At 39.6% G+C, this 15312-nt stretch carries 9 protein-coding genes; 5 read left to right on the forward strand and 4 right to left on the reverse strand.

Going from position 1 to position 15312, the window contains the following annotated elements; all coding sequences use genetic code 11:
- Positions 1 to 4: 4 nt before the first annotated feature.
- Positions 5 to 556: a YceI family protein gene (locus P2W71_RS10360; protein ID WP_276370525.1), complete on the forward strand. Its 552-nt coding sequence runs from the start codon at positions 5 to 7 to the stop codon at positions 554 to 556.
- Between the two features lie 13 nt (positions 557 to 569).
- Entirely contained in the window at positions 570 to 1451 is an 882-nt protein-coding gene (locus P2W71_RS10365; protein ID WP_276370527.1) for a DUF5777 family beta-barrel protein, read from the forward strand.
- Here P2W71_RS10365 and P2W71_RS10370 read toward each other — a convergent pair.
- From P2W71_RS10370 to P2W71_RS10385, 4 genes are all read right to left on the reverse strand, one after another.
- Positions 1448 to 2533, reverse strand: coding sequence for a Gfo/Idh/MocA family oxidoreductase (locus P2W71_RS10370; RefSeq protein WP_276370529.1), 1086 nt, complete (start codon positions 2531 to 2533; stop codon positions 1448 to 1450). The genes P2W71_RS10365 and P2W71_RS10370 overlap by 4 nt on opposite strands.
- A 223-nt stretch (positions 2534 to 2756) precedes the next feature.
- Complete coding sequence (locus P2W71_RS10375) at positions 2757 to 3155, reverse strand: response regulator (protein ID WP_276370531.1); 399 nt, start codon at positions 3153 to 3155, stop codon at positions 2757 to 2759.
- 371 nt (positions 3156 to 3526) lie between these two features.
- Positions 3527 to 5017: a RagB/SusD family nutrient uptake outer membrane protein gene (locus tag P2W71_RS10380; protein ID WP_276370533.1), complete on the reverse strand. Its 1491-nt coding sequence runs from the start codon at positions 5015 to 5017 to the stop codon at positions 3527 to 3529.
- Positions 5018 to 5065: 48 nt separating this feature from the next.
- Positions 5066 to 8263 carry a TonB-dependent receptor gene (locus P2W71_RS10385; RefSeq protein WP_276370535.1) on the reverse strand — a complete coding sequence of 1066 codons (3198 nt, stop codon included), beginning with the start codon at positions 8261 to 8263 and terminating at the stop codon, positions 5066 to 5068.
- A gap of 1621 nt (positions 8264 to 9884) precedes the next feature.
- Between P2W71_RS10385 and P2W71_RS10390 the strand changes: the two genes are divergently transcribed.
- From P2W71_RS10390 to P2W71_RS10400, 3 genes are all read left to right on the forward strand, one after another.
- Complete coding sequence (locus tag P2W71_RS10390) at positions 9885 to 11474, forward strand: tetratricopeptide repeat protein (RefSeq protein ID WP_276370537.1); 1590 nt, start codon at positions 9885 to 9887, stop codon at positions 11472 to 11474.
- A gap of 158 nt (positions 11475 to 11632) precedes the next feature.
- Positions 11633 to 13306, forward strand: a complete 1674-nt coding sequence (locus tag P2W71_RS10395) for a tetratricopeptide repeat protein (protein ID WP_276370538.1) — start codon at positions 11633 to 11635, stop codon at positions 13304 to 13306.
- Complete coding sequence (locus P2W71_RS10400) at positions 13293 to 14882, forward strand: tetratricopeptide repeat protein (protein WP_276370539.1); 1590 nt, start codon at positions 13293 to 13295, stop codon at positions 14880 to 14882. The genes P2W71_RS10395 and P2W71_RS10400 overlap by 14 nt, the downstream gene beginning before the upstream one ends.
- The last annotated feature ends 430 nt before the right edge of the window (positions 14883 to 15312 follow it).

The following is a 15312-nucleotide window of genomic DNA, read 5'->3' on the forward strand; positions in this document are numbered from 1 at the left end:
AAGCATGAAAACGATAGGAACCCTGGTGATTATAACGTTGATGAATATAATGTGTTATGGTCAAAGCATTTATAAGACACGTAATGGCCAGGCATTTTTCTTTTCGAATACGCCTATGGAAAATATTGAAGCTGTCAATAATGAAGTCAACAGCATGATCAATCCGATAACAGGTGAAATCGTTTTTGCTGTTTTGGTTAAAGGCTTTCGATTTGAAAAGGCATTGATGGAAGAACATTTTAATGAGAATTACATGCAGTCAGATAAGATTCCAAAATCGACCTTTCAGGGAAAGATCATTAATCTTGCTGAGATTGATTTCACCAAGGATGGAACTTATCCGGTAAAGGTAGATGGTGACCTCACCATTCATGGTGTTAAAAAACATATTACACCTTCCGGTACACTTATTATTGATAAGGGAAAAGTTACAGTCAAATCAACATTCCCTGTCAAGCTTGCTGATTACAATATCGAAAGGCCCGCCCTTGTTGCGGAAAAAATCGCTGAATCCGTAGAAGTCAAAATTGATTGTCGTTATGAGGCCAAGATCTAGTTTAACATTTAAAATGACAGTGGTTCTTCTTGGTTTTTCTATTTCGGCTTTCGCTCAGGAGGATTTGATGAAAATGTTGGAAGAGGAAGCCAGACAGGATCAGAAACCCGATTTTACTGCAGCGACATTTAAAACCACGCGTATCATCAATGGCCACTCCGTTGAGAATGTTGCGCAAGGGGTACTGGATTTGCGCATCTCTCACAGATTTGGCTATATCAATGGTGGGTCCTACGAACTTTTTGGACTTGATCAAGCTACCATGAGACTTGGTTTAGATTATGGATTGTCGAAGCGATGGATGATTGGCGTTGGGCGAAGTACATATCAAAAACAATTTGATGGCTTTACCAAATTCAAACTCTTAAGGCAAGCGCAAGAACGTATGCCCATTACGTTAAGCATCGTCGGTTCCATGATGTATAAGTCACTAAAATTTGAAGATCAGACGCGTGAAAATTATTTATCATCCAACTTATCCTATACAGGCCAACTGCTGGTGGGCCGGAAATTCAGCGAAGGACTATCGCTTCAGCTCATGCCGACCCTCATTCATTACAATTTGGTGAAGGGTGCTAATGATTCAAATGATATTTTTGCGATTGGTGCCGGGGGGCGGCTTAAAATCAGTAAACGAATTAGCATTAACGCTGAATATTATTATCAGCTTCCGCAGTTTCGGTTTCAAGGAACTCAGAACTCAATTGCTATAGGCTTTGATATTGAGACTGGCGGCCATGTATTCCAATTAAATTTTACGAACTCAACAGGCCTAACAGAACGGTCATTTATATCAGAAACCACGGGTAACTTCTTCGACGGTGACATTCATTTCGGTTTTACAATAGCAAGAGTCTTCACCATTACCAAACCAAAAGGATTTAGTAAACTCTAAAGCAGTGACACCACTTTTCCGGTGCGCACAGATTCGTCACACGCAAAGGCTATTCGTAAACTGTTAACCGCATCCTGCATATGATCAGTCAGGTCAATATTCTCCTGAATAGCTTTTAGGAAATATCGTTGTTCGCGGTTGCATAATTCCTGATGGTCCGGTTCGTCCTGCAGGTTAATCAATGTATCCTTTTTTACGAATTCATTGTTCTTATCAAGTTCTGCATGATGGAATCTAAGGGATTCTGTTTTGGAGTGCGAATCTACAGAATCGGATTTACCACTTCCACCGGCATCTTTTGCAACGATAGAAACACAGCCTTTTGGGCCAATTACATCTTTCACAAAAAAAGCAGTCTCACTGATCATTGGACCCCATCCGGCTTCATACCAGCCGACCGATCCATCTTCAAAACGAATTTGTAACTGACCATAATTATAATTTCCTACCGGGATGTCATCTGTGAGCCGCGCGCCGATGGCACTTACCTGCACAGGTTTGCTTCGCGTCATCTGACACATTACGTCAATATAATGCACACCACAATCAACGATCGGGCTTAAACTTTTCATGAGATTACGATGAACGTCCCACATATATCCGTGACTTTGCTGATTGAGATTCATTCGCATGACCAGTGGTTTGCCCAGCTCGCGCGACAAATGTATAAACCGCTCCCAGGAAGGATGATGTCTCAGGATGTATCCCACTACTAATTTCTTTTTTGCTTTTGTTGCCGCCCTTACCACCCGTTCGGCGCCTTCCACAGAATCCGCTACCGGTTTTTCAATAAATACATGACAGCCTTTCTCAAAGGCTTTAATGGCGAAACTTTCATGTGTATCCGGATAGGTTGATATACAGACGGCATCCGGTTGCGTTTTCTCGAGAGCTTCATCATAACTGCTAAATAATTCGTAGCTGCCACCAAGTTTGTCGTTTAGTACGTCCTTGCTTTTTCCGGTTGACACGATGCCACAAATTTGAAAACCATCCATGGTGTGATATGCAGTAGCATGAGAAGTTCCCATATTTCCGCATCCCACAACCAGTACGCGCAATGACTTTATTTTAGAGGTCATAGAATGAATTATTTTAGATATTGAATTGGAGGCGTTAAGTTAGTTTTAGTTATAAGATTTGGAAAATTAAAACTGGCGAATCGGTTGTAAAATCACTAAAACACAATGCGGGCCAGATGTAGCGTGTTATTTTTTGTGGATGCTAAACACACTTTTCAGGTCGCTGATATCTTGCAAACGCGTGGTAAGATTGGTAATTTCAAACCATGTCAGCACCTTGCATCTACTTGTTTTCCTGCCCTTTACACAAAGAGTCGATGATTACTTTTAACGCCGGTTCCAGGTCTGATAACAAAGCAGTCTTCGATAAAAAATAATACACGCCAAGTTTATTAAAGTCATCCACTTGGCGACTTGTTATGGTTGAAGAGATGAGGATAATGGGTGTGTATTTCAAAGCCTCATCATTTTTTAAATCCTTCACACATTGATAACCATCGAGGCCTGGTAAATGATAATCAACGAAGATTGCATCGGGCCGACAAACATCTCCGCTGAGCTTCGTTAAAGCGTCTGAAAAACTATAAGCGGAAATAAGTTTGATGTTCGCATCCATACGGGAGAGCGCTTCTTGAAATAATTCAATATCATCATCGTCATCTTCAATATACAGGATTTCCATCGCTAAGTGTTTTAGACATAACATGCATTGATGATTTTTGTTTAACACTGATTCGATACACAACACAACCACAGCAAAGTGGTGATGCTTTGAATCACGCATAGGCTATGTCAAATAGTGATTTTAAAAAACTGAAATTAGTACAGATGAGATTTTACAAGGGGTAAGACAACGTCAACGACTTGATCAAAAACATAATGACGAAGCTTTATGTAAAACTGAATTAACTGTTGGAGTGCAATTGTATGGAGCATTACATCTTGTAGTGCTCCATACAATTTACTGTAATAAACTAACTTTTATCCGGGAAGAGCGTTGCGAAAACTTGATCACATCATTTTAAAAAATACTCATCGCCGAGATATCTAAAATTAAAAATAAGGACTCAATGCAGCTTCATCCGCCGGAAGTGCGTAATACAAATCTATATTAGTAAACGCATGACTCCGGGGAACAGCGCCGGCAGGATAATAGTAGTCCAGCGGATTTGATTTGATCCGTGCCCCATAAGCAGTAATAACGTCAACCGCCCGGCCTGTTCGAACCAGGTCAAACCAGCGTTTATTTTCAAAAGCTAATTCAACCCTTCTCTCATGATAAATCGCTTCACGCATATCACCCTGCGCAGCCCCTAGACCTGCACGCTCACGCACGAGATCCAGATACATAGAGCCGTCTTTGCCTTGCTCATTTAAAGCTTCAGCCAAAAAGAGGAGCACTTCTGAATAGCGATATATCGGCCAATTGGTACCGTGGTTGTTATGCAAAGCATGGGTTTTAGCAAATTTCTTAATGTAAGGATACACCTTATCATCCCGCAAACTTCCGCTTAAGGTAATATAAGCGATGGACGCATCTTTTCTTTCATCTCCTGGTTCATAAGCGGCAATGATATCCGGTGTTGGAATATTATTTCCCTCTCCAGTAAGTGGCTGCGCATTGGAAGTCCCGGTTATCGTTTTAAGTTCATCGGAGGTCATCGGGCGCGGTAAGAAATTATATATGAACGTTCCGTTAAGCCCCGCGGATCCTTCCAGAAACTGAACTTCAAACACCGATTCCATATTGTTTTTATTTCCAGTAGAGGTGGAAAAAACTTCAGCGTAGTTGGGTATCAACTGATACTCATTACTATTAACAACTTCCATCAAGAGAGACTCTGCTTCAGCCCATTTTTTTTGTACGATGTATACATTGGCCAATAACGTTCTGGCTGCACCTGATGTAGCCCGGCCTGCTTCTTGTGCAGATTTGAGCGGTAACAAATTAATTGCTTCTGTTGCATCGTTTATGATCTGCGCATATATCTCTTCTTCCGAAGCCAATGGTAAAGCAGCACCTTCGCGATTTTCTACAGGCTCCAAATGTAAAGGTACTTTTCCGAAATAACGGACAAGCTCGAAATAAGCGAAGGCTCTCAGAAAATATGCTTGTCCCTTTAAGTTATTCTTCGAGGCCTCACCAAATTCCACATCGTCAATAAGCGCTAAGACCTGATTTGTGCGTGATATAATTTGGTAGTCCAACCGGTATTGATTCAATACGTGTGTATTGGAGGTAACACCGCCAGCTACAGGAATAGCAAAATCAGCAATGTCCTCTTGTTGCTCTGTGGCACCAAAAAGGATATTTCTGGCATAGTAAGTATTATCAGAGTGCATCTCACCTAAGAGCCAGGCTCTGTCGTTAACAATGCTTCGAAGCGGAACGTATGCACCATTGACAGCTTGTTGAAAGTCGGCCTCTTTCGTAAAAAATGTAGCCGAACTCAAAGCGGTTTCAGGGACTATTGTTAGGAATTCATCTTGGCAGCTTGTAAGTAAAAAAGTCACAAGCCATATAAATATGATTTTCGTTTTCATGTTTGTGGATAAGGTGTTAATGGATAATTCTTTCCAATGGCCTGGTGATTAAAAATTGAGATTAACCCCAAGCGTATACGTACGAGGAACAGGGTAATTTGAAAGGTCTAATCCCTGGCTTAAATTACCTCCATCTCCCTGGCCATCGCCTTGCGCGCTGGTTTCAGGATTGGGACCACCCCAATAGTTTGTAAACACATAAACTTGCTGAACCGACGCATAAATACGGGCTGACTTGAAAAATTTATTGGCAGCACTGATATTATATCCAAGCGTGATATTTTTAATGGTGAAAAATGAAGCGTCTACGATGTAACGGCTATTCATCCAATCTCTTTCAATACCCGTTACGTTGCCTCCACCGACAGTTGTACCAAAAAATCCCTTTCCAGGATTGTCTTCAGAGCGGAAGCGGTATTTTACTTCCTTCAACAAGTTAAAAACACCATCCAGGTTGGCGGTACTGTATAAATGTCGCGCCAGAAGTTGGTTTCCATAGGAGCCAGAGCCCACAATGGTGAAATCAAATTTTCCATAATTCAGAGTGTTGGTAATTCCGTAAATGAATTTTGGAAAAGGATTGCCAAGGATAACACGATCGTCATTATCGCCACCGTTGGTAATGATTCCATCGCCATTTTGATCCGTTAATTTGATGCTGCCTACAGTTGAACGTCCAGGTACCTGGGGAGAATTAGCAAGGTCTGCTGCGTTCAGGTAAACCCCTTGAGCCTGGTGACCATAAAACTGGCCGAATGGGTGTCCTACTTTTGTTATGTTGAAAGTGCCATATACACGGTCAATACCATCAGCCAGCGCAATCACTTTATTTCGGTTAAAAGAAATATTTGCATTCGTAGTCCATCTCAATTTTCCAGTTGTATTCTGTGTAGTCAGTGCAACTTCATGTCCCCAGAATTTAATTTCCCCTATGTTGTCATTGTAATTGGTGAAACCGGATTCTTGTGCAATCTGTACGCTGTAAAGTAAATTAGTAGTATTCTTCACATAGTAGTCGTAAACCAATTGAACCCTGTCATTAAACAAACCCAAATCCATACCCACATCAAATTGCTTGGTCGTTTCCCATCCTAAATTAGGATTGGATAACGAAGTGACTACTGAACCCGGTGCCACGTTGCTACCAAACACTGCATTGACGGTATTATTGATGAGTGCATATTGGGTATAATTACCGATGTTGTTGTTCCCCGTTACACCATAGCTGGTTCGGATTTTCGCGAAAGATATTTTATCGACATTTTTAAGGAAGCTTTCATCAGACACAAGCCATCCAAGCGATGCAGATGGAAAAGTTCCCCATCGGTTTTTAGAACCAAAGCGGGAAGACCCATCGCTTCGTACGGCAGCCGTTAATAAATATTTTCCCTTGTAATTGTAAGTAAGTCTCGATAAGAATGATGTCAGGCTCCATTCCTGCACACCACTTCCTGTGTTGGCCCCGACACTAGTCCTTGCAGTAAAAAGATTTGCCGTATTGGTGGCCCTGTTAATGTTGATGGCACCTTGTATGGTAGGCAGGCGGTCATCAGCGTAAGTATCGGCCATAATCCTGCTAACTTCCTGCCGAAACTGTTGTGTGGTAAATCCTGCCAGAAGTTCAAAGTTGTGGTTGTTATTAAATGTCCTGGAATATGTCGCCAGATTTTCGTTTAGCCATGCAACATTGTCAACATTTTCCCGAATGGAAACCGCTGTGGTAGGCAGCGGAACATTGATACTGCTTGTTGCTGTCGAAGGATTGAAAAAGAAAAATTTGGAGCTTAATAATTCCGCATTGAAAGTGGATTTTAATACCAATCCTTTAATAGGACTGTACTCGAGAAAAGCATTCGACAGCAGGTTGATAGTTTTGGTTTCGTTCACCAATTCTTCAGCAGATCTAACCCAGTTGGCATACGCAAAAATATTTCCAGTGTTACCCGGGAATCTGTTGAACATAGTCAGTTCGCCGTTCTCATCATAGATGGGCATGATCGGCCAGGTATGTAATGCGTTGAAAAGAATTCCTGTTCCCCGATCTCCATCTGTCCTTGGTGTATTATCGAAAACATAAGATGGCGCTATGTTAAACCCGACTTTCACTTTGTCAGATATCTCATACTCAGTATTCATGCGAAGCGAGTATCTTTTGTATTCGTTGTTCAGCACCACTCCTTGCTGATTGAACACACCGGCCACCAGAGCGGTACTTATTTTATCTCTGTGAGAACCAATGGTCAGGTTATAGCTTTGAACCGGTGCAGTTCTTAACAACGCATCATACCAGTCGTTGTTCTTACCTTCATATTGTGAAGGGTCCTGAAAAACATCGGGGACAGGTTGGCCTGCATCCTCGTAATATTCTTTTTTGAACTGCGCAAATTCAACCGCATCCATCATTTGTATCCGGCCTTTCATTGGGACTTTTTGAAAACCGACGAAGGTATTGAAGCTGACCGTTGTTTGTCCGCTTTTTCCTTTTTTCGTAGTAATCAACACCACACCATTCGCGGCCCGTGATCCATATAACGAAGTAGAAGCGGCATCCTTTAGAATGGTGATATCTTCAATTTCATCTGGATTAATAGACCCGATGTTTCCTGTAATAGGAAAGCCGTCAACAACAAACAAAGGATCGCTTCCTCCGGTAACAGACAACTGCCCACGAATCCTGACGGACATACCTTGACCAGGCTTGCCCGTTGCTTGGTTAATTTGAACACCCGCTAAACGTCCTTGTAATTTTTGCGTTACCTGGGAAACAGGTATGTCTTTCAAGTCTTTACTGGTTACGGTCTGGACGGATCCTGTGATTTCTTTTTTTAACTGACTGCCGTATCCAACCACAACCACTTCGCTCAAGGCTTGGGTATCCAGGACTAAACTGACATTAATTACTGTTTGATTATTAACCGCTATTTCCTGTGTGGCATAGCCAATAAATGAAATTACAAGCGTAGCGTTGCCATCGGAAACGTTTAATTGATAGTCGCCATTTGAACCTGTAGTTGTTCCATTCGTCGTACCCTTTTCCAGGATGTTAGCGCCAGGGACGGCCTCTCCGTTTTCATCAACGACACGGCCGCTTACGCTGAAAGCTGGAATGGGTCCGAGGGCCTGAACCTGAAATGAACTGGCAGCCAATAGCACCAGTGCCAACATGAACTTTACGTGAATATTTTCTTTGTTAAATAGCGTAAAATGAGGGAGGTATCTCACATCATACGGTTGAGATTTTTTCATAGATTTAGGGGTTTTTTACAAACATTTATTTTTCCATTTGCCCACAGGCAAATGGATCTTCGCCGGAGGTGGTGGAACACCTCCGGCTTCCTTTTTGTATAGCCTATCCGTAGTCTGTTTTCATACGTCAGATGGGTTTTATTCGTATTGCTCCTTATAGAAATTTTTACCTTTTCGAAATTGTGTAATTACAGGAGTAAATAACATCGAATTATTCCCTGCAAACACCCGCCGAAAAATTCAATCTCAACCCCGGAATGAAGGGCGTTCCGGGCCTGGGCTTATTTCTTTTCTAATTGATCACATCTTTTCTAATAATCACATCGTCCATTCCATCCTTGATGTTATCCCTTACACCTCAACAAAATATCGCTCAGACTAAACTTTCCTTGCGCTCAGCAAGAAGGAAGTTTAAAGCTTCACCGAAGCAGCGTCTGTACGCATTCTTTACTTTAAATTGCGTTTGACGATTAGCGAATGAGCATAACCTTTACGAATGAAAGTAAAATTTTATGGTTAACCAGCCTGAACTATGCTGCTTGCTTCCGGAATTTTAACCCAGTGGTATTTTTTTGGAGAAATCGAAGGACTTTTCTGGTATGGAAGGATTGTTGAATTATTAAGACGACCTTAAGACAGTTTTTCAAACGTCTCTTATAATAAAATTCGCAGCTCAATAATTAATTACTCTTTTGTAAAAAGTAAGATGCATTCATGTACATTTTTGTATGACACACCTGTCGACTTTGCAGATGTCCACGTTTTTATATAGGGGTTTGTGTCTCGCATTGCTGCTATTTAAAGTCACTGGCTTCAGTAAGGGTACTAGATCTGTCGGACACATATAAAATCTTTTTTGCTTTTCATACTGCGCAATTCCCTTGATCACTTTAGATGAGCATTAAGAATTCTCTTGTTGGATATTATTATAAACAAATCACTTGCACCGTTTTCCAGAAACTCGCCGTTCAGGAGGCTATAGTAATTAGTGACTTTGGTCGTTGTTGCTGAAGCACAGCGCCGTTGCTAATAAAAAGTTATACGATGTGTTGATGTCATTGATAATTGACGGGTAGCAAGTTCACGATCATAAGTGGCCTGAAAAATTATCAATCTTGTTTGGGGCACCTTTCACGGTCTTTCCTTAAGAAGGACGGAATGGAAAAATCAATCCCTATTTTGTCGTTTTCATCCAAAGAAATTGATCTCCAGGATAAAAGGTGATTGAGCATGTAACCTGCCTTACTTCGTGCTGTTCACGCACACTTTCTTAACATTGGCGCATTCATTCTGAATCGATATTTAATGAGATTCATCATAATCCGATAGACAAAGAAAATTCTTGATGATGTTACATCTTTCATCACAATAAAAATTCTAATTTGTCAGGTTGCATTTTGCTAAATATGACAAATTATATTGTGTTTGATTGGTTCACTTCTTCCTTCCGTTTTCCAAATTTCTTGGCTTTCGATTTTGGCCTCTTAATAATGGGGAGAGGTTTCTCAAGAAGGCGGTGGATTAGCCACCGAGAATTCCGGCGTTGGAACAGCTTCTGCTTTTATAATATATTGATCAATTAAATTCAAAATCTCCTTTAATTCTAAGTTGAAATATTAATATGAAAACCACCCCGTTATTCCTTACTCGTTTTATTTTATTTGCTGTCATCGTATCCTTCACTCTCAATAATTCGGTCGTCGCTCAAAATCATAAAATAGATTCATTAAAATTAAAGCTAGATAGTTCTGTTGGTGGTCAGCGGTGTGATGTATTGATAGATCTTTCTATAGCGTATTTCGGGGAAGGGATTAGTCTGACGGCATTCGACTATGCGAATGAAGCACTACAAATCGCTCAGGCCACTGCAGATACTCTGAAGCTTGTAAAAACCGTGCGGTTAAAGGCTAGAATATTTAGAACACTAAATCAAATTGACTCCTCGTTGATCTTGTTGCATGACATTTTGCCGATAGCAAAGAAAAAAAGGTATTTCGATGAAATAGGATTTATACTGAACGGATTAGGTATTTCGTACAATCTTCAAGCACATTATGATTTGGCTTTGAAATATTATTTTGAAATGTTAGAATATCCCGCAGGGTCGGGCGGCATCACGGAAGAAGTGCGACTATTAAATATTGGGTTCGTGTATTATAAGTTAAAAGAATATCGCAAAGCGTTGGAGTATTTGGACGACGCTTTGTGGGTAACAAAAAAAGATAAACGATTTACATTTTATGAACAATTACTAATTAATATAAGCCTCTGTAATGCTCAAATAGGTCACACCGCTGAAGCTCGAAAATATCTTAGAGAGGTTGAGGAACGTTGTGAAATTCTATGCTCTAAAGAGACTGAATTGAGTTATCAATATGCAATGGGTGTTTGTTCTATGAAGGAGGAAAGTCTTTTTACGGCAAAGCAACATTTTTTGATATCCTATTCCCTGGCGAAGGAGACGAATTCTGAGCGTTTGAAGCTGGACAACATTATCTTGTTGTCCGAAATATGCATTCGTCAGAATAGTTGGAATGAAGCAGAGTTTTATTTAGGTGATGCTGAAAATATTATTTCCGAGGGTTCTCCATATAACCGTGAATTAATTAAGGTTTATTCACAGTTAATTTCCCTTTACAGTAAATCTAACAATACAGAGAAAATGACTTTATACCAGCAGAAATATATACAATTGAAGGATAGCATCTATAGCGAACAGTTAACAACAAATCTGATGAGAATTCATGCAGACCATCTTGAAAAAGAAAACAAGGCCCGTATAGAATCCCAAAACAAGATTTTAGCACTCAATGAAGGAGTAATTCATCAACAAAAGATTGCCAACGTTTCTATTGGAGGAGTCGCGGTGCTGCTTGTTCTTCTCACAATCCTTCTCGCTAAAAACAATCACCAACGAAGAAAAATGAATGCGCTGCTCGATAAAAAAGTCAAAGAAAGAACCCGAGAATTGGAAATGAATCAAGATAATTTGCAACGAGCGTGGGATGAACGCGATGTTCTCATAAAAAAAGCATCGGAAGGTATCCAAAGTTCGATTGCTACGATTAGAGGCCTTTCATCTTTAGGTGAGAGGGAAATCGATCATCCTAAAGCCTCTGAATATTGGAGTGAACTAAATATTACGTCAATTCGTCTTGCCTCAATACTTAAAAAAATCAATTGTTCAAGTAGACACGATGTTACAGTTTAGTAGATGTTCACGCACACTTTCTTAACGTTGGCGCATTCATTTCTGAGTTGACATTTAGTGAGCTTCTTCATCATCCGACACACAAAGAAAATTATTGATATCGGCACATCTTTCATCACAATAAAAATTCTAATTTGTCAGGTTGCATTTTGCTAAATATGAAAAATTATATTGTGTTCGATCGGTTCACTTCTTCCATTCGTTTTACAAATTTCTTGGCTTTTGTGATTTTTGGGTTGATACTTTCCCACCATAAGGGAGTCAGCCAGTCGCATGGAATTGATTCGCTTAGAAAGTTGCTCCCATCGAAGATTGGCCAGGAATATTATGAGGTTCTAACGGAGTTGGGATATCAGTACCTGGTCGCAAATGACTATGATAATGCGATGAAGCTTAGTAATGAATTAATCTCGGTGGGAACGGAGGGATCAGACAGTTTACAGCTTACGCGTGGTTTAGCGATTCATGCGTCGTTACTGAGGCGATCAGGCTTTATTGATTCAGCGCTGTTGTTGTACAATAAAATTTATCCCATCGTCAAAAGAAATAGTTATGAGACAGAATGGATGAATATTACAAATAGCCTTGGTTTATTATATGCTTATCAAGGTAATTATGACAAGGCTTTACGGTATCTCTTGGAATCATCAGAGATACGGGAAAAACGTGGTGTTAAGTATGACATCAGCATCGTACAACAAAATATCGGGTTTGTATATTATAAACTAGGAAATTTTGAAAAGGCCATTTCTTTTTATGAAAGAGCCAATGGATTAAGAAGAGAAATCGGGAACAACGAGGGTAGGGATATTCTTTTGGTAAATATGAGTCTGTGTTACAGTAATGGCAAGAATTTCGTTAAAGCAAAAGCATATTTAGATGAAGCCTTTTTACTTAGCGGTAGAGATTTGTCTGTTGATTTTCTAATGACTGCCCATTATGGTTTAGGTTTTATGTTTTTTAACCAAAACGACTTTTTGAACGCTGAGCCAGAATTTCTACGGTCATATTCAGAATCGGTGAAAAGAAATAGCATCAGATATCAATTGGATAATATAGATGCTTTGTCACAAATATATCTTCACAAGAATGACTTACGAATGGCAGAAAAGTATCTCAAGAAGGCGGAGATTCTAATCGCCGAGGATTCCCGATACAAGTTAGAATTAGCGGGTATCTATAGAACATTCTCCGAACTTTATCATAAGTCTAAAAATTATTCAAAAATTGTCTTCTATCAGGATAGACTTCTCGCATTGGAGGACAGCACATTTAATGACGAAATGACTAATAATCTTATGAAAGCTGAAGCGGCTCACCTTCAGCGTGAACACAGAAGTAAAATGGAGGATCAAAATAAGATAGTGACACTTAAAGAAGAAGTAATTTTTCGCCAGCAGGTTGTAAATTTTTTTATTGGAGTTGTTGCTGTCCTTGTGACCATCCTTGCATTAATCCTGGCAAAACGTAACAAGCAAAAACAATTTATCAATTCGTTGCTTGACGAAAAAGTTCGGCAAAGAACACGGGAATTGGAAACTAACAGAGACGAACTACAGCGCGCCTGGCGGGAACGGGATGCACTGATCACTAAGGCAGCGACAGACATTAGAAGTTCCGTGGCAACCATGAAAGGACTTTGTTTTGCAGGGCTTAAAGACATTGACCATCCCAAAGCGCCGGAGTACCTTCAAAAAATGAACTTAACATCGGACCAATTGGGGTGTATACTCAATACAATTTTGTATTCGCCTAACAGAGAGCATTTCCAAAAAGACCTTACACGAGATGCATATATTTACATATCAAATGAGGAAAATGAAAAATCTTAAGCCACTAGTTGTGCGCATTACGCAATGCATTTTCATTTTGACTTTTATGCTGATGAATAAGTCATTGGCGCAGAATCGCACAATCGATTCGTTAGAAGCGTTGTTGCATAGTTCCCATCCTCAAACGTCCGAAATTTTAGTGAAGCTTGTCTATGAGCATTTCGATAGTGGTGATCTTGATAAGGTCTTAAAATATACACATGATGGAATAAAAGCTGCTAATTCTTCCGGAGACACTTTGACCCTGGTGAAGATGGTTCGTCTCAAGGCACACGCTTTTAGAAATTTAAATAGAATTGATTCTTCATTAAATCTACTAATGAGGATTTTACCTTTAGCTAAGGGGAATAAATATGTGGAGGAAATCAAGTTTATTTTAAATGGCATAGCTGTCTGTCATACCGTAAAAGCATCTTACGATCAAGCATTAAAGTATTATTTCGAAATACTTGAATTCCCTTTAGGTGCTCAAGGCGTAACTGAAGAGACAGTATTAGGAAACATTGGCATAGTATATTATAAGCTCCAGGAATATCACAAAGCAGCAACCTATTTTAAGGATGCATTGAAAATAAGAGTAGTGAATAACAGATATTTTGGGTATGAAATGGAGTTAATTAATACAAGTCTGTGTTATGCGCATCTAGACAGTCTTGCTGAAGCCAAACGATATCTAAATCAGGCAAAGAGTTGGCGTAGTCAAGAGTTACCGCCTGAAGTGAAAATGTTATTTTGCAACGCCCTGGGTATTGTTTTGATGAAGGAAGGAAAGAACATTGACGCAAAGGCTCAATTTTTAGAATCCTATTCCCTTGCAAACCAAGTGAAGGATGAGAGACTTAGATTAGATAATATTATCTTATTGTCAGAAATATCCATTCAGCAAAATAGATTTAATGAAGCCGAAGGGTATTTACGTGATGCTGAGAGAACAATTTCTGAGGGGTCACCTTACAACCTAGAACTTATTAAGATTTACGCCCGATTAGTTTTTCTTTATAGTAAATCCAACGATTATAAAAGAATGTCATTTTATCAGAACCGATATATCCAATTGAGAGACAGTGTTTATAACGAAGCAATGACAAACAACTTAATGAGAATTCATGCAGAACATCTTGAAAAAGAAAACAAAGCCCGTATAGAATCACAAAACAAAATCTTGGCTCTTAATGATGAAGTAATCCATCAACAAAAAATAGCCAACGTTTCTTTTGGCGGAGCGGCATTTCTACTTGTTCTTCTCACAATCCTTCTCGCAAAGAACAATCTCCAGAGAAAAAAGATGAATGCGCTTCTTGATAAAAAAGTAAAAGAAAGAACTAAAGAACTGGAAATGAATCAAGATACTTTGCAACGGGCGTGGCATGAACGTGATGTTCTCATAAAAAAAGCGTCGGAAGGTATCCAAAGTTCCATTGCTACGATTAGAGGCCTTTCATCCTTAGGTGAGCGGGAAATCGATCATCCTAAGGCTTCTGAATATTGGAGTGAACTAAATATGACGTCAACTCGTCTTTCATCGATAGTTAACAAAATGAGATTTGTAAATAAACAGGACACTACAGGTGATTAGATGTGGGCACTTCGATGGAATGTGATAAAATATTATATCATTATGTTAAAAAAAGCCAACTGACAGGGCAAACTTTTCTGGGGGGATAGCACACAAAAGAAAAGTTTTTTTACGCCCTGCAGTTGGCTCGAACAACACTTAACAAAGTTGCCGACAACGGTGTCCGTATATTCACGAATTGGTTACATAGATGAGTAGTATTAAAGAGACGAGTAGGACACATACCATCAAAATAAAATTCATTCGTTTGGCTTTTTGTAGCCCTCTCTTCATATGACGAATGTTATCTTCCATTCAATTACTTTGTTTTTTTCGAAAGCTAATGAACAAACATCCGCTATCAACATCGTTAATTAGTTTATCAGGAAAACCAGACAAACAATTTGTCAGGTTTATGTTGTTACTGCCTACTTTTACATGACTCATTAAG

The sequence above is a fragment of the Chryseolinea sp. H1M3-3 genome, assembly GCF_029360725.1.
In the GTDB taxonomy this organism is placed as follows: domain Bacteria; phylum Bacteroidota; class Bacteroidia; order Cytophagales; family Cyclobacteriaceae; genus Chryseolinea.